Below are 14,620 nucleotides of genomic sequence, written 5' to 3' on the forward strand. Positions count from 1 at the left end.
ACATGGACACGATGACCGTTGCAACACAGACAGGCTGCTGATGGAAGATCAACACAACAGCGGCACTGTGATGCCACCCGGGCCGGCCTGCCCGCCACGCTGGGCCGGGCAGGCCGGCGCAGTCGCCGCCTGCATGGGCCTGGCCTTCATCGCCTTGATCCTGCTGCTGCAATGGCTGCGCCGCGATCTGGACTGGATCGACGCACAGCTGAGCGCGTATCTGCACGGTGCCTACGGTCTGCTGCTGCGCACAGCCTATTGCGTGCTGGCTGCGGCGATGGCGTGGATGGCGTTGGGCCTGCATGCGGCACTTGCACCGCCCGCGCGCAGCCGCGCCGTGGTGGGGCTGTTCTGGGCGGCGGCGGTGGGCCTGTGCATGGTGTCGATCGGCGATAGCTGGATGCCGGAGCTGGCGCCCGACGCGGCCGTGCCGGTGCACCTGCTCTCGGCCGACATGACGTTTCTGTGCGTGATCGCGGCGGTATTGCTGCAGTCCTGGTACTTCCGCCGCGACCGGATGTGGCAACGCCACTTCGTCGCCGCGTTCGGCCTGGGGCTGTGCGCATTTGCGGTGTTGCTGTTCCACGTCACGGTCACCGGCGCGCCGCTGGGCATCAGCCAGAAGAGCGCCATCGTGTTGATCGTGGCCTGGATGGTGCGGGTCGGCGCGTGGTTGGCGCAGCACGTGCGCGCCGGGGCTGCACGTTTGCCGCATTCGCGGGACAATGCCCGGGTCAATCAACCGTAGGAAGTCTGAAATGCTGCAGCGATTCGATGCGGGTCCGCGGATGTCGGAAATGACCGTCCATGGCGGCGTGTGCTACCTGGCCGGCCAGATTGCCGAAGACACCAGCCAAGACATCACCGGGCAGACCCGCCAGGTGCTGGGTGAAATCGACAAGTTGCTCGCGCAGGCGGCCAGCGATAAGACCAAGATCCTGCGTGCGGAAATCTTCCTGGCCGACATCGCCGATTTCGACGGCATGAACAAGGCCTGGGACGAATGGGTGCCGCACGGCTTCACCCCGGCGCGGGCCACGGTCGAAGCCAGACTGGCGCGGCCGGAATGGAAGGTGGAAATCGTGATCACCGCTGCGGCGAGCTGATCGCAGCGCGGCGCGCGGCTCGATTGCGCGCCGACGCCGCGTCATCTGCGCGTATGCGCTCGGACATGCAGCGCAGCGTTGGTGGACGACAGCGGCGAAGAACCGCTCACACGTTTGCTAGGCAGGATCGTCAGCGCGTTTGCCGGCGCACCATCGAGTGAAACGCCGACATGTCGCGCTTCACTGCTGTGGTGCGCCTCGTCGTTTCGACGCGCGCGCGTGCGCGATCAGCGTTTGACGAAGCGGTAATGCGCCACGCCCCATTCGCGGCCCTGGTCGTAACCGAACAGCTCGGCGCAGGCCAGCCAGAACATCCGCCAGCGCTGCCACCAGCGCTGCGCATCGTCGCCATAGGTCTGCCGCAGTAGCGGCATGATCTGCTCGCGGTGGCGGTCCTGGTTTTCCAGCCAGGCGTTGGCGGTTTTTTCGTAATGCTCGCCCGACAGCACCCAGCGCTGTTCGATGACCACGTCCTGCTGGAAATGCAGCAGGGTATCGGCCGCCGGCATCAGCCCGCCGGTGAAGAAATGCCGTCCCATCCAGTTGTCTTCGCCGGCCACTTCGAACGGGTAGGCCAGGTCGCGGTGGCAGAAGATATGCACGAACAGCTTGCCACCTGGCGCCAGCCAGCTGCCGACGCGCGCCAGCAGCTCGCGGTAGTTGCGCATGTGCTCGAACATCTCCACCGACACCACGCGGTCGAAGTTGCCCGGCGGCAGCGCCAGCGCGTTGACGTCGGCGGTGATGACTTGCACGTTGCTCAATCCGCGCACCCGGCACTGCTCCAGGATGTGCGCGCGCTGCGGACGCGAGTTGGACACCGCGGTGATGGTGGCGCCGGGATAGCGCTCGGCCATCCACAAGGTCAGCGAGCCCCAACCGCAGCCCAGCTCCAGAATGCGTTGGCCATCGGCCAGTTCGGCGCGCTCACCGTACAGCGCCAGCATGCGTTCTTCGGCCGCATCCAGATCCGGCGTGGTGGCGTCCCAGTAGCAGCTGCTGTACTTGAGCCGGCGGCCCAGGCACAGGGTGAAGAACTGCGGCGGCAATTCGTAGTGCTGGCGATTGGCGGCATCGGTTTCGATCGCGATGGCGCTGGCACGCAGGCTGTCGATGAAGGCGCGTTGGCGCTCGCCGCTGGCGTCGGCACCGCCGGTACGCTCATCGCGCAGACGTTGCGCACACAGCCGGCGGATGCCGTAACGCAGTGCGGCGTCGGGGAGCACGCCGGATTCGGCCAGCCGGGTGGCGAAGGATTCTTCGGGCAGCGAGGAGGGCGGGATGGTGACAGTGGACATACGACTCTCCAGGCGACTCAGGACGAAGGGGGAAGTGGGAAAAACGCGCTGGTGCTGCGCTGGTATTGCGCGTAGTCCTCACCACGCGAGCGCAGCGCCTGCTGCTCGGTGTAGGGAATGCCGGTGAAGCGATACAGGAATACGAACATCACCACCGGCCCGAGCGCAGCCAGGGCAAGCGGCCACGGCCCGGCACCGACGGCCAGCGCCAGATAGGCGAACCAGTGCACGAACTCGAAGAAGTAGTTGGGATGGCGCGAATACCGCCACAATCCGCTACGGCAGGTGACGCCGCGATTTGCCGGGTTGGCTTTGTGCGCAGACAGCTGGCGGTCGGCCAGGGCTTCGCCACCGACCGCGATCAACCACACCGCAATCGCCAGCGTGCTCCATACACTCCAGGCCGGAGTCGGGTTGCTGGCAGCGGCCAGAAACGGCACACAAAACAGCACCACGACCACCGCCTGCGCCAGGAAGAAGCCCAGGAATTTGCGTTGGTCGCCGTTCCAGTGCTCGCGCAGGGCGCGATAACGGCCATCTTCGTGCGGGTCGCCGAACACGCGCACGCCCAGATGCAACGCCAGGCGCGCGCCCCAGACACCGCCGAGCACGCCGACCAGCACGCGCGGCAGCAGCGCGCCATCGGACATCCACGCGCAATACGGCGCCGCCACCGCCAGGCACGCGGCCCACAGCACGTCGACCGGGCCGGCATTGCCGCTGCGGCGTTGCCACAGCCAGCCGATCACCATCACCACGCTCGCAAACACGCCCACATGCAGCAGCGGCCAGGCATTCATTGCAGTTCTCCCCTCAGGTGTTCAGGCGATGGTCGCGCGAGGCGGCGTGCATACAGCGACAACAGACCGCAGGCCACGCACCAGCCGATGCCGACCGCGACCGCCGCATGCAGCTGCGGCGGCTGGAATTGCACTGCCTGCCAGCTGCGTTGCGCCAACCAGTACGAAAACGGCCCGAAGATCGCGCCCAGCAGCACCGCCAGCCACGGCCGCTGCATCACCGACGCCAGCGAATGATTGAGCGTGAGTGCAAAGCCCAGCCACAACGCCAGGATCCAAGCCGGCGCCAGCGAGGTGCCCGGCCACGGTGCGGCATAACGCACCCAGCCTGCGGCGGCCAGCGTGGTGTCCAGCAGCAAGCCCAGCGACAGCGCGGCGACCAGCAATTGCAGATCGCCCGGCGCACGCCGCGACGGCCACAGCTGATACAGCGCGAACAGCGCCAGCACCAGCAGGGTGGGCCAGATGCGCGCATGCGCAGCGGCGCTGACGGCCACCAGCCACAGCACCTGCAGGCCCAGATAGTTGCCGAGCTGCTTCATGCGTCAACGGGAAGGCCGGGCACGAACTGCGGCGGGCGTGCGCCCGGCTTGCTCAGCCATAGATGTACATCGCCGATCGAGCGTTCCAGGAAACCGGCTTCGCAATAGGCCAGATAGAACTCCCACATGCGGATGAAACGCTCGTCGTAGCCGAGCGCGCGCACCTGCGGCAGCTGCGCCATGAAGCGCTGCCGCCAGGCGCGCAGCGTCAACGCATAGCTCGGTCCGATGTCTTCCAGGTTGAACAGGCGCAGGTTGCTGGCGCGTGCGATCGCGCCGGTCATCGCCGCCACCGACGGAATGAAGCTGCCGGGGAAGATGTGCCGCTTGATGAAGTCCACCGAGCGCAACGCCTGCGCATAGCGATGGTCTTCGATGGTGATGGCCTGGATCAGCGCCTCGCCATCGTCGGCCAGCAGGCTGCCGACCTTGGCGAAGTAGGTGTCCAGATACTGATGGCCGATCGCCTCGATCATCTCGATCGACACCACCCGGTCGTAGCGCCCGTCCAGATCGCGATAGTCGCGCAACAACACGCTGACCCGGTCGCTCAGGCCGGCCGCGGCGATGCGCTGGGTCGCCAGTTCGAACTGCTCGCGCGAGATGGTGGTGGTGGTGACGCGGCAGCCATGCTCGCGTGCGGCGTGCAGCGCAAAGCCGCCCCAACCGGTGCCGATTTCCACCACATGGTGTTGCGGGCCGAGCCGCAGCTTCTGGCAGATGCGTTCGAGCTTGCGTGTGGCTGCGCGCTCCAGTGCGGCCTCGCCCTGGGCTTCTTCGCCCTCGACGAAGATCGCCGAGGAATACATCAGGTTCTCGTCCAGGAACAGGCGGAACAACGGGTTGCCCAGATCGTAGTGCGCGGCGATGTTGCGCCGGCTGCCGCTGCGGGTATTGCGTGCGAATGCATGCAGGCTGCGCATCGCCCAGCCGCCCAGTCGCGCGGTACCGGTCTCCATCGCATCCAGGCGCTCGCGATTGCGCAGCAGCAGGCGCATCAACGCGACCAGATCGTCGCACTGCCATTGCCCGTCCATGTACGACTCGCCGGCACCGACGCTGCCGTTGAGCGCGGCCTGGCGATAGAAGCCGGGGTCGATGACGCGCAACTGCATCTGCAGCGCATCCGCACCACTGGCGTTGCCGAGGGTGGTGACGCCATCGGCTTCGTGCAGCTGCAACTGTCCATCGCGCAGCTCGCCGAGCGTGGCCAGCAGGCGCTTGCGCAACAGGCGGTCCGTCCAGGAAGCCGCGCGCGGCGCAGCGGTGTCGGGCAGGGACGTGGCGTTCATCGAGGTTCTCGCACAGGCGGATGAGGGTGATCGTGGACGGGGTTGCCGCGCAGCCACAGGCGCAGGGCCTGCCAGTGGATGGCCAGCACCACCTGCACGGTCATCAAGGGGTAGGCCAGCAGCGTGCGCGCCAGGGTGCGTGCGTTGAGCGGCTGGCGTTGCAGGACCAGGGTGGCATCGAAGCGGCGCGTGCCGCGCTCGCTGCCTGCGCCACCGGCGTCAGGATGAGCGGCCGGCGTATCGCCGCCGGGTGCATCCAGCACCTGCATATGCACGCGTAATTGCGCATCCGGCACGCTGAAACGCCAGTCGTACTGATGCTGCATGCCCATGAACGGCGAGACGTGAAAGCGCTTGTCGAAGCGCCAGGCATGCACGTCGCGATGCGTGCGCGCCTGCGCGACCGGCAGCACGTAGGTGTGGCGCTGCTGCCAGGGCGTATTGGTGATTTCCGCAACGATCCAGCGCAGGCCACCGTGGCGATCGAAGCAGTAGTAGAAGCTGACCGGATTGAACACATGGCCGAAGTAGCGCAGATGCGTGAGCAGACGGATCGCGCCATCGGGGCGCTCGCCGGTCTGGGTCTGCACGCAATCGCGCACGGCCTGGTCCAGAGGAACGTTTGGATCGCCGAGATAATCGCTGCGCCGGAACTGCGCCAAGTTGGCGCGCCCTACCGACCACAGCCAACGCCGCGCAAACACCGCATCGAGCTCGGACAGATCCAGGTACATCAGGAACAGCCGGTAGCGGAACGCCAGCGCTCTGGGCGCAAACCGACGGTGCCGCACCCAGCCGGTGTAGATCGCGCTGCGCAGTGTGCCCGCCACGCTGCCGGCACCGCTGTCCTCGCCCGGAGGCAGCGGTACCGCATCGGGGCTGGCTTCGCGCAGCAGCTGCATCACCAGTCCACTCCCAGGCCACGGGCCACGTCCACGCCGCTGCGCAGGCCGTCCTCATGGAAGCCGAAGCCCCATGCCGCGCCGGCAAACCAGGTGTGCTGCAGGCCCTGGATCTCGGCCTTGCGCGTCTGCGCGGCGAGCGCGGCGGCGTTCTGTACCGGGTGGCGGTAGCGCATGCGCCGCAGCACCTTGTCCGGAGCGATGTCGTGGTCGCGATTGAGACTGACGATGAACGGCTGCGGCGCTTTGATCGACTGCAGGGCGTTCATCCAGTAACTGACCGTGCAAGGCGCCTGCGGGTCGGCCGGCACATGCGCATTCCACGCTGCCCAGGCGCGGCGGTCGCGCGGCAGCACGCTGGCGTCGGTGTGCAGGACGGTGTCGTTGTCCTGGTAGGTGATGCCGCCCAGGATCTGCTGCTCGGCCGCTGTGGCATCGCTGAGCAAGGCCAGGGCATCGTCGGCATGGCACGCCAGCACCACGTTGTCGAAGTGCTCCTCGCCACGCAGGGAGCTGAGCACCACGCCGTTGGGCGCGCGCCGGATCGCATGCACCGGCGTGGACAGGCGCTCGAGCACCTGCCAGCGCCGACGCAGCGCGCGCACGTAGCTGTTGGAGCCGCCGCGCACCACCTGCCATTGCGGACGCCCGCTGAGCTGCAGCATGTGGTGATTGGCCATGAAGCCGATCAGCTGGCCCATCGGGAATTCGAGGATGCGTTGCGAGGGCGATGACCACAACGCCGAGGCCATCGGCACCAGATGCTGGTCGCGAAACGCGTCCGAGTACCCATGCCGCTGCAGATACGCGCCCAGCGTGCTGAAGCGCTCCTCGCTGTGCAGCACCGCCGGTGCCTGCCGGTAGAAGCGGCGCAGGTCGGCCAGCATGCCCCAGAAGCGCGGGCTCAGCAGGTTGCTGCGCTGGCAGAACAGCCCGCCCAGGCTGCCGGCGTTGTATTCGAGCCCGCTGCGCGCATCGTGCACCGAGAAGCTCATCGTGGTCGGCTGCGCGGCCACGTCCAGCTCGGCGAACATGCGCGTGAGCAGCGGATAGTGCTGCGGGTTGAACACGATGAAGCCGCTGTCCACCGCATAGCGCTGGCCGTCCAGCTGGATGTCGTGGGTATGCGTATGCCCGCCCAGATAATCGGCGGCCTCGAACAAGGTGACCTCGTAGCGGCGCGACAACAGCCACGCTGCGCCCAGGCCGGCGATTCCGCTGCCGACCACGGCAATCCTGCCCTCGTTCATCGGCTCACCCGCTCGGCACGTTGGGTGAGCGATTTCGGCATCGGCTTGAGGTCCCACACCAGGCCCACCCACGACATCGCGGTGAGCCCGTACCAGGTGACGTCGTACTCCCACCAGCGCAGCCCCTGGCGCGCGGAGCCGGGAAAGAAGTGGTGGTTGTTGTGCCAGCCTTCGCCGAAGGTGAGCAATGCCAGCAGCCAGTTGTTGCGGCTGTCGTCGCGGGTGTCGAAGCGCCGGCTGCCGAAGCGGTGCGCCAGCGAATTGATGGTGAAGGTGGCATGGAACAAGGCCACGGTGGAGATCACAAAGCCCCACACCAGCAGCTGCGCACCGGTGGTCTTCAACGCGGGCGCGGCAACCGCCAGCCAGTCGCCGAGCAGGTACAGCCCGGTCGCCAGCAGCACCGGCATCACGATGTCGAAGCGGTCCAAAAAGCGCAGCTCGGCAAAGCGACGCAGGTCGGGGATGACCTCCCAATCGGTACGGAAGTTGCGCGGGGTCAGGAACCAGCCGGTGTGGCTCCACCAGAAGCCGTGCTGCGCCGGCGAATGCGGATCGCGGCCGGTGTCGGTATGGCGGTGATGGTTGCGATGATGCGCGGCCCACCACAGCGGCCCGCGCTGCACGCAGGTGGCGCCGATGGCCGCAAACACGAACTGCAGCACGCGCGAGGTCTTGAACGCGCGGTGCGAGAAGTAGCGGTGATAGAACCCGGTCAGCGCGAACATGCGTAGCGCGTACAAGGCCACTGCCATGCCGACCGCGAACCAGGACGCACCGACCCAGAACACGGCCAGGCAGGCCAGGTGCAGCGCGATGAAGGGCAGGGCACGCAGCCAGTCGATGCGGTCTGCGCGTGCCTCGTCCAGCGGCTCGTCGGTTTGCGAATCCACCCAACGACGCAGGCTGCCGGTGCGTGCTGCGAGCCACCCGAGACGGCGGGCGTCGGCAGGCTGCGGCGGCGCGGCATGTGGGTCAAAGCCAGTACTCGGCACGCGTGGTTCTCCGTGTGTAGTCGTGACCCTTTACGGACGCCGCCGGCAAACAGATGCACCAGCCGGTTTGATCGTCGCATGCGTGCGCGCGCTTGGCGTGCCGGTGCGAACGAATCGCGCAATTGCGCACACATTCAACGGCGCACGCCAGGGTCGAGGCGGATGAGGCTGTTGCCTGAAAGCCACCGCCTGCGACGTGGTCGCAGGCGGCGTCAGGCGCGCCGGATCAGGGCGCCATTGCCAGTGTGCTGATGCCGCCCTTGGCCACCACGGTCCCGGTGGCAATGCCGCCCGGTGCGCCGCCTGGCGGCTCCAGCGTGACGGCCAGGATGGCTTCGTTGCTGAGCATGGGCATCAGCTGCTCGGGAATCTGCGCGCGGCGTGCCCGCTGGTCGTCGAAGGTACCCATCGAATGGGCCTTGCCGTCCGGGGTGATCAGCCACAGCTCGGGCACCTTGTCGGCGGTGGCGGTGCGATCCAGCGGCGTCACCGTGATGGTGTGCTTGTCGGCATCCATCAAGGCGACATAGCCCGGGCGGCCGTCTTCGGTGGCCAGCGTGGAGGTCATCGCGATGCCGGTCGCCGGTGCGGTGGTGGTTGCAGGCGGCGTCACCGGTGTCTGTACCACCGTGCCGGTGCCCGGCGGCGGCTGCACCGCTGCCGGCGGCGTGCGCAGGTTCAGCAGCGCCAGCACGCAGACCGCGGCAGTGGCCAGGCCAGCGGCGCTTGCCCAGCGCCAGAACCGCACGCTGTTCCACACCGCTGGCTTTGGCGTGCCTATCGGCGGCGTTGCCGATGGCGCGGAGGCCACCGCATGCAACGGCGTATCGAAGCCCAGCGTCTGGCGGATGCGTGCCCAGACCTGGCCGGGCGGCGTCACTGCGGCGATCTCGTCCAGCAACGGCGCCAGATGTTCCTGCCACTGCGTGACCGCCTGGGCGAACTGGCCGTCGGTGGCGACGCGTTGTTCGGCAGCCAGGCGCTGGTCGGCACTGAGCAGGCCCAGCACGTATTCGCCGGCCAGCACGTCGCGCGGCGGTTCCTGGTCAATGGGAAAGGGCGTGCTCATCGTTCCAGACATGCCTTGAGTTTGGCCAGGCCGCGGCGGATCCAGCTCTTGACCGTGCCGATCGGTGTGTCGGTGCGCGCGGCAAGTTCTTCGTAGGTAATGCCATCGAAGAACGCGGTGCGGATCAATTCGCTGCGCGGCGGCTCCAGCTCGGCCAGGCAATGGTCGATGCGGCGACGCGTGCTGGCGCGCTCGGTGCGCTCCAGCGGCGAGGCATCGCCGGCGCGCAGTTCACCGGCATCGTCCAGCGCCACATTGCGGCGTTGCGGCGCATTGGCGCGCAGATGGTCGATGGCCTTGTTGCGCGCGATCATCGCCAGCCACGTTAGCCCCCGTGCACGGGCGGGATCGAACTGCCCGGCCTTGTGCCAGATCAGCGTGAACACGTCCTGCAGCACCTCTTCGGCTTCGGCACGTTGCGGGATCATGCGCAGGCAGACCCCGAACAGTTTCGGCGAGGTCTGCCGGTAGAGCGCTTCGAAGGCATGCCGGTCGCCGCCCGCGGTTGCGGTCAGCAGTCGTCCGGTTTCATCGTCGTCGTGGCCAGGGATGGCACTCATGCGGTCGGGCGTTGTCTGAGGTGGGGGCGATGCTACCGGACTGTGCTGACGCTGTCCTTCACTTGCGCTGAAACCACAGCAGCACTGCCGCGAGCAGCAGCAGGATCTCGACGCCTGCCAATGCCACCGTGGGTGCGGAGACCGGCCACAGGCGCGCCAGCGAGACGCTGCGGAACAGCACGATCGGCACGTAGAACGCGAGTGCGACCAGCAGGCCGGTGCGCGGTTGATCGATCCAGGCGAAGTAGCCGAACAGGAACGCCATGCCCAGCTGCAAGCCGCCATAGATGACCAGGTATTCCGATTGCCCGGCCGGCGAGAGCTGGGTGTAACCCACGGCATTGGCGGTCTTGGCCGGCGAGAGCGTGCACCAGATTGCCAGGACGACGTAGAGCACTGCGTTGATCCAGAGGTAGGCCTTGGCCATGGCGATGGTCCTGTATGGGGAAGAAGTAACCGGGCCGTTGTACGCAACCGCGTGTGGTCGAACGTGAAGATGGCAGGTGTCTGGTTCACGGGGCGCTGCAGCTCTTGGCCAGCGGCTGCTCGCGCGCCTGGCGCAGTTCATCGGCGCCGACGGCACGCGCAGCGGTGTCCGGGAAAACGATGCGTACGTGCGGATAGCGGCCACGCGCGTCGCGCAGGTTGCCCACGCCACGGAACTGCAGCAGACGCTTGTCGGCGATGGCATAACGCACTTCGAGCGAGGGCACGGCCGCGCCGTACCAGGCATCCAGGCTCAAGCGAAACCGCCGCTCGCCGCCGGTATCGCCGATACGCTCGACACGGAACGCCAGCTGGCGTTGCAGGCTGGGCAGCACGAAGTCCACGCGTTGCGGCGCGCTGGCGAGCGCCTCCCAGTTGTTGCGCAGGTAGGCATCGAAGCCGGCATCGATCACGCGTGGGCCGTCGTCGGCTGGCAGTGGCGTGCGCTGCTCGGCCTTGCCGGGCTCCTGCTGGAACATCTCGCGCACGCCGTTGCGTTGCCGCACGCCCTGGCGATAGCCATCGCGGCCGTCGATCAGGCTGAAGTCGGGCGAGCTGCCGCCGCCATCGACCTGCTTGCGCGCAAACGGGCGCCCGTCCGGGCAGCGATACAGCACCACGCGCCCGCCATCGTCGAGCAGCCAGTGCGACTCGCGATAGCGCAGCGCGCCGCTGTCGCCATCGAAGGCATCGCCATCCACGCGGGTGACCGCAGCCGCACTCAGCGGCAGGCCGCCCAGCACCAGCAGCAACAACGGCGGAATCGGCCGGCAGACGGTGGCGAGCGCGGCAAGGGCGGCGGCGAGTGGGCGCATCGGCGGATTCCTCGATGGGAGTGCCTACCAATACGAGCGCATCCGCAGCACGGATGCGGCGGACGCGTCAGGACGTTCCTGACAAACAGGGCGTCGTTGGCGGCCGGTGCCGTTGGTCAGGGATCGCGTCGCGGTGAGATGCGCGCAACGCTGGCAGGCGTTGCGTTTGACGCGGCATGCCGCCTCGCCAGCCGCTCAGCTGCCTGGGTGCAGCGCGATGCAGTCCACCGGGCAGGCCGGCAGGCACAGCTCGCAACCGGTGCACAGGGCGGCGATCACCGTATGCATGTGCTTGGCGCCGCCGACGATGGCGTCCACCGGGCAGGCCTGGATGCATTTGGTGCAGCCGATGCAGTCGGCCTCCACGATCCAGGCCACCTGCGGCGGCGTGTGGCTGCCACGGCTGCGGTCGTACGGGCGTGCAGGACGCTGCAGCACGTGCGCCAACGCGCGTGCCCCGGCGTCGCCGCCGGGCGGGCAGTGATCGACATCGGCCTGGCCGTTGGCCATGGCGTGCGCATACGGGCGACAGCCGTCGTAGCCGCACTGGCCGCACTGGGTCTGCGGCAGCAGGCGGTCGAGGCGTTCGACCAGATCGGGCGATGAGGCGGGCGTTGCGATGTGCATGTCAGTGCAGCAGGTTGCCGCGATACCAGCGCTGCTGCGCCAGCGTCAGCATCGGCTTGTCCTCGCGGCTGTCGCCGTAGGCATGCACGCATGCGTAGTGCGACAGGTCGTAGCGCAGGCGGATCTGCGCAGCCTTGTGCGGGCCGCAATCGCCGTCTGCATAGCGCCCGCTCAGCACGCCGGCGTGGTGTTCCAGCTTGTTGCAGATCAACGACAGGCCATGCTGGGCGCACCACGGCTGCAGATACAGGTCCAGCGATGCCGACACCAGCACGACTTCATGCCCCTGTGCTTGATGCCAGTCGATGCGTCGCAGCATCTCGGCGCGCAACATTCCGGGCAATGCGTTGCGTGCATGGTCAGCCCCATGGGCGGCCATCTCGTCCAGCGAGCGACCACTGAAGACCAGACGCGTGACGCGCGCACGCAAGGCGTGTGCAGAGACCAGCCCGACCCGATAGCCGAACACCCAGGGACCGGCCTGCCATTTCGCCGTCGCCAGCTGCGCAGGCGTCGCCACCTTGCGCAGGAAGCGCGCATAGCTGTCGCAGGTGGTGATGGTGTGGTCGAAGTCGAACAGGGCCAGGTGCATGGGGGCGGGGATTGGGGAGTTGGGAGTGGGGATTGGTTGGAAGCGTGGTGTCTGTTCCTTCTCCCCTCGGGAGAAGGTGCCCCGCAGGGGCGGATGAGGGGTCGGGCCAGGCGCGCGTGTCAGGTCTCCCTCAACAATCAGCTCAGGCTTTTACGAATCCCGAATCCCGATTCCCCAATCCCGCCCCCCAATCCCGCCTCACCGCACCGGCATCCCCGGCTGCGCACCACCATCGGCGTCCAGCAGTGCCAGCGCGCCGCCGTCGAAGCCGGCCGACAGGATCATGCCTTCGCTGATGCCGAAGCGCATCTTGCGCGGGGCCAGGTTGGCGATGAACACAACGCTGCGGCCGACCAGCGCTTCCGGTTCGCCATAGCTGGCGCGGATGCCCGAGAAGATCTGGCGCTTGCCCAGTTCGCCGGCATCCAGTTCGAAGCGCAGCAGCTTGTCCGAGCCTTCCACGAATTCGCACACCAGCACCTTGCCGATGCGCAGGTCGAGCTTGGCGAAATCGTCGATGCCGATGAGGCTGGGAGTGGCGATCGGGGATTGGGGATTGGCAACGGCCGCCGGCGTCGTCTCGGCCTTGGACGGGGCGGGCTTGGCGGTAGTGACAGCGGGTGCCGCAGGTGCGGCCATGGTGTCTTTTGAAGCGTCGGTCATGGCGTCGATCAGTTTGGGGTCGATACGGGTGAACAGGGCGGTGTAGGGCTGGATCACGTGGGTGGTCAGCGGGCGGGCGACGTCTTCCCAGCTGGTCATCGGTGCCGACAGGAAGGCTTCGGCCTCTGCACAGGTGCGCGGCAGGATCGGCTTGAGCGCGGCCACCAGGATCCGGAACAGGTTCAGGCCCTGCGTGCATACCGATTGCAGTTGCGCATCGGCGCCGTCCTGCTTGGCGATCACCCACGGCTTGGTGTCGTCGATGTACTTGTTGGCCTCGTCGGCCAGCGCCATGGTCTGGCGGATCGCGCTGGCCGCATCGTTGCGCTCGTAGGCCTCGCGGATCGGCGCCAGCGCGGCGACGAAGCGGTCGTACTGTGCCGGGTCGGGCAGGGCGTCGGCCAGCTTGCCGTCGAAGCGCTTGCCGATGAAGCCGGCGCAGCGGCTGGCCAGGTTGACGAACTTGCCGACCAGATCCGCATTCACCCGCGCGATGAAATCGCCCAGGTTGAGGTCCAGGTCGTCCACGCCGCCGGACGACTTGGCCGCGAAGTAGTAGCGCAGCGCCTCCGGTTCCAGGCCCACGTCCAGGAAGGTCCGCGCCATCACGAAGGTGCCGCGCGACTTGGACATCTTGGCGCCGTCCACGGTGAGGTAGCCGTTGACGTGCAGCCGGGTCGGCGCGCGATGGCCGGTGCCGTGCAGCACCGCCGGCCAGAACAGGCCATGGAAATTGACGATGTCCTTGCCGATGAAGTGATGCAGCTCGGTCTGCGTGCCGGCGACCAGATGCGCTTGGAAATCCTCGCCCATCTGCGCGCACAGCGTCTTGAAGCTGCACAGGTAGCCGATCGGCGCGTCCAGCCACACGTAGAAATACTTGCCCGGCTGGCCGGGAATCTGGAAACCGAAATACGGCGCATCGCGCGAGATGTCCCAGGCGCGCAGGCCGCCTTCGGTATCCAGCCATTCCTTGAGCTTGGCCTTGACCCCGGGCAGCGCCACATCGCCGGCCAGCCACTCGCGCAAAAATCCGTCGAAATGGCCCACTTCGAAGAAGAAATGCTCCGAGTCGCGCAGTTCGGGCGTGGCGCCGGAGATCACCGACCTGGGCTCCTTCAGCTCGGTCGGCGCGTAGGTGGCGCCGCAGACCTCGCAGTTGTCGCCGTACTGGTCGGCGCTGCCGCAGTTGGGGCAGATGCCCTTGATGTAGCGATCCGGCAGGAACATACCCTTGGCCGGGTCGTAGAACTGCGCCACCGAGCGCCGGCTGATGTGACCGGCGGCCTCCAGCCTGGTGTAGAAGGCCTCGGTGAGCGCGCGATTGACCGGCGAATTGGTCGAATCGTAATGATCGAAGGTCACCCCGAACGCGGCGAAATCGCGCTCATGGCTGGCCTGGATGTTGGCGATGAAGGCTTCCGGGGTGACCCCGGCCTTTTCGGCGGCGAGCATGATCGGCGTGCCGTGGGTGTCGTCGGCGCAGACGAACCAGGTCTTGTCGCCGCGCAGCCGGCGCGCGCGCACCCAGATGTCAGCCTGGATATAGCCGACCAGATGGCCAAGATGCAGCGGCCCGTTGGCGTAGGGCAGGGCGGTGGTGACGAGTGCGGTGCGGGTCAT

At 67.3% G+C, this 14,620-nt stretch carries 16 protein-coding genes; 2 read left to right on the forward strand and 14 right to left on the reverse strand.

Going from position 1 to position 14,620, the window contains the following annotated elements; translation table 11 throughout:
• Positions 1–40 precede the first annotated feature (40 nt).
• Together ACCQ04_RS06785 and ACCQ04_RS06790 are read left to right on the forward strand one after the other, a co-directional pair.
• Entirely contained in the window at positions 41–748 is a 708-nt protein-coding gene (locus tag ACCQ04_RS06785; protein WP_154831691.1) for a DUF998 domain-containing protein, read from the forward strand.
• Positions 749–758: 10 nt separating this feature from the next.
• Entirely contained in the window at positions 759–1,106 is a 348-nt protein-coding gene (locus ACCQ04_RS06790) for a RidA family protein (RefSeq protein WP_016903508.1), read from the forward strand.
• A 227-nt stretch (positions 1,107–1,333) separates the two neighbouring features.
• On the opposite strand, the gene ACCQ04_RS06795 is transcribed toward ACCQ04_RS06790, so the two are convergent.
• The 14 genes from ACCQ04_RS06795 to metG form a co-directional block, all read right to left on the reverse strand.
• Entirely contained in the window at positions 1,334–2,404 is a 1,071-nt protein-coding gene (locus ACCQ04_RS06795) for an SAM-dependent methyltransferase (protein WP_039511565.1), read from the reverse strand.
• Between the two features lie 17 nt (positions 2,405–2,421).
• Positions 2,422–3,204 (reverse strand): DUF1295 domain-containing protein, encoded by a 783-nt coding sequence (locus tag ACCQ04_RS06800; RefSeq protein ID WP_024940522.1) that lies wholly within the window; start codon positions 3,202–3,204, stop codon positions 2,422–2,424.
• Complete coding sequence (locus ACCQ04_RS06805) at positions 3,201–3,746, reverse strand: DUF2878 domain-containing protein (protein WP_226426626.1); 546 nt, start codon at positions 3,744–3,746, stop codon at positions 3,201–3,203. The genes ACCQ04_RS06800 and ACCQ04_RS06805 overlap by 4 nt, the downstream gene beginning before the upstream one ends.
• Positions 3,743–5,038 (reverse strand): SAM-dependent methyltransferase, encoded by a 1,296-nt coding sequence (locus ACCQ04_RS06810; protein ID WP_226426625.1) that lies wholly within the window; start codon positions 5,036–5,038, stop codon positions 3,743–3,745. Before ACCQ04_RS06810 ends, ACCQ04_RS06805 begins: the two co-directional genes overlap by 4 nt.
• A complete protein-coding gene (locus tag ACCQ04_RS06815) occupies positions 5,035–5,940 on the reverse strand; it encodes a DUF1365 domain-containing protein (RefSeq protein WP_026064580.1) in 906 nt (301 codons plus the stop codon). The genes ACCQ04_RS06810 and ACCQ04_RS06815 overlap by 4 nt, the downstream gene beginning before the upstream one ends.
• Positions 5,940–7,190, reverse strand: coding sequence for an NAD(P)/FAD-dependent oxidoreductase (locus ACCQ04_RS06820; RefSeq protein ID WP_226426624.1), 1,251 nt, complete (start codon positions 7,188–7,190; stop codon positions 5,940–5,942). The genes ACCQ04_RS06815 and ACCQ04_RS06820 overlap by 1 nt, the downstream gene beginning before the upstream one ends.
• Positions 7,187–8,185, reverse strand: coding sequence for an acyl-CoA desaturase (locus ACCQ04_RS06825; protein WP_065031812.1), 999 nt, complete (start codon positions 8,183–8,185; stop codon positions 7,187–7,189). The genes ACCQ04_RS06820 and ACCQ04_RS06825 overlap by 4 nt, the downstream gene beginning before the upstream one ends.
• A gap of 226 nt (positions 8,186–8,411) precedes the next feature.
• A complete protein-coding gene (locus tag ACCQ04_RS06830) occupies positions 8,412–9,254 on the reverse strand; it encodes an anti-sigma factor (protein ID WP_226426623.1) in 843 nt (280 codons plus the stop codon).
• Positions 9,251–9,814, reverse strand: a complete 564-nt coding sequence (locus ACCQ04_RS06835) for a sigma-70 family RNA polymerase sigma factor (protein ID WP_024940529.1) — start codon at positions 9,812–9,814, stop codon at positions 9,251–9,253. Before ACCQ04_RS06835 ends, ACCQ04_RS06830 begins: the two co-directional genes overlap by 4 nt.
• A 58-nt stretch (positions 9,815–9,872) precedes the next feature.
• Positions 9,873–10,241: a DUF4345 family protein gene (locus ACCQ04_RS06840; RefSeq protein ID WP_024940530.1), complete on the reverse strand. Its 369-nt coding sequence runs from the start codon at positions 10,239–10,241 to the stop codon at positions 9,873–9,875.
• Between the two features lie 85 nt (positions 10,242–10,326).
• On the reverse strand, positions 10,327–11,115 hold the full coding sequence (locus ACCQ04_RS06845) for a hypothetical protein (RefSeq protein WP_224096738.1): 789 nt from the start codon (positions 11,113–11,115) through the stop codon (positions 10,327–10,329).
• A gap of 195 nt (positions 11,116–11,310) precedes the next feature.
• Positions 11,311–11,742: an Rnf electron transport complex subunit RnfB gene (gene rnfB / locus ACCQ04_RS06850; RefSeq protein WP_049818222.1), complete on the reverse strand. Its 432-nt coding sequence runs from the start codon at positions 11,740–11,742 to the stop codon at positions 11,311–11,313.
• A gap of 1 nt (position 11,743) precedes the next feature.
• Complete coding sequence (locus tag ACCQ04_RS06855; protein WP_226426622.1) at positions 11,744–12,334, reverse strand: HAD family hydrolase; 591 nt, start codon at positions 12,332–12,334, stop codon at positions 11,744–11,746.
• A gap of 198 nt (positions 12,335–12,532) precedes the next feature.
• Entirely contained in the window at positions 12,533–14,620 is a 2,088-nt protein-coding gene (metG, locus tag ACCQ04_RS06860; protein WP_226426621.1) for a methionine--tRNA ligase, read from the reverse strand.

It is taken from the genome of Xanthomonas sp. NCPPB 2866, assembly GCF_041475745.2.
Classification (GTDB): Bacteria; Pseudomonadota; Gammaproteobacteria; order Xanthomonadales; family Xanthomonadaceae; genus Xanthomonas; species Xanthomonas arboricola.

Excerpts from the sequence above, each read along its gene's own strand:
- ACCQ04_RS06785 (WP_154831691.1), top strand. The coding sequence starts at position 41 with ATGGAAGATCAACACAACAGCGGCACTGTGATGCCACCCGGGCCGGCC.
- ACCQ04_RS06790 (WP_016903508.1), top strand. The coding sequence starts at position 759 with ATGCTGCAGCGATTCGATGCGGGTCCGCGGATGTCGGAAATGACCGTC.
- ACCQ04_RS06795 (WP_039511565.1), bottom strand. The coding sequence starts at position 2,404 with ATGTCCACTGTCACCATCCCGCCCTCCTCGCTGCCCGAAGAATCCTTC.
- ACCQ04_RS06800 (WP_024940522.1), bottom strand. The coding sequence starts at position 3,204 with ATGAATGCCTGGCCGCTGCTGCATGTGGGCGTGTTTGCGAGCGTGGTG.
- ACCQ04_RS06805 (WP_226426626.1), bottom strand. The coding sequence starts at position 3,746 with ATGAAGCAGCTCGGCAACTATCTGGGCCTGCAGGTGCTGTGGCTGGTG.
- ACCQ04_RS06810 (WP_226426625.1), bottom strand. The coding sequence starts at position 5,038 with ATGAACGCCACGTCCCTGCCCGACACCGCTGCGCCGCGCGCGGCTTCC.
- ACCQ04_RS06815 (WP_026064580.1), bottom strand. The coding sequence starts at position 5,940 with ATGCAGCTGCTGCGCGAAGCCAGCCCCGATGCGGTACCGCTGCCTCCG.
- ACCQ04_RS06820 (WP_226426624.1), bottom strand. The coding sequence starts at position 7,190 with ATGAACGAGGGCAGGATTGCCGTGGTCGGCAGCGGAATCGCCGGCCTG.
- ACCQ04_RS06830 (WP_226426623.1), bottom strand. The coding sequence starts at position 9,254 with ATGAGCACGCCCTTTCCCATTGACCAGGAACCGCCGCGCGACGTGCTG.
- ACCQ04_RS06835 (WP_024940529.1), bottom strand. The coding sequence starts at position 9,814 with ATGAGTGCCATCCCTGGCCACGACGACGATGAAACCGGACGACTGCTG.
- ACCQ04_RS06840 (WP_024940530.1), bottom strand. The coding sequence starts at position 10,241 with ATGGCCAAGGCCTACCTCTGGATCAACGCAGTGCTCTACGTCGTCCTG.
- ACCQ04_RS06845 (WP_224096738.1), bottom strand. The coding sequence starts at position 11,115 with ATGCGCCCACTCGCCGCCGCCCTTGCCGCGCTCGCCACCGTCTGCCGG.
- rnfB (WP_049818222.1), bottom strand. The coding sequence starts at position 11,742 with ATGCACATCGCAACGCCCGCCTCATCGCCCGATCTGGTCGAACGCCTC.
- ACCQ04_RS06855 (WP_226426622.1), bottom strand. The coding sequence starts at position 12,334 with ATGCACCTGGCCCTGTTCGACTTCGACCACACCATCACCACCTGCGAC.
- metG (WP_226426621.1), bottom strand. The coding sequence starts at position 14,620 with ATGACCCGCACCGCACTCGTCACCACCGCCCTGCCCTACGCCAACGGG.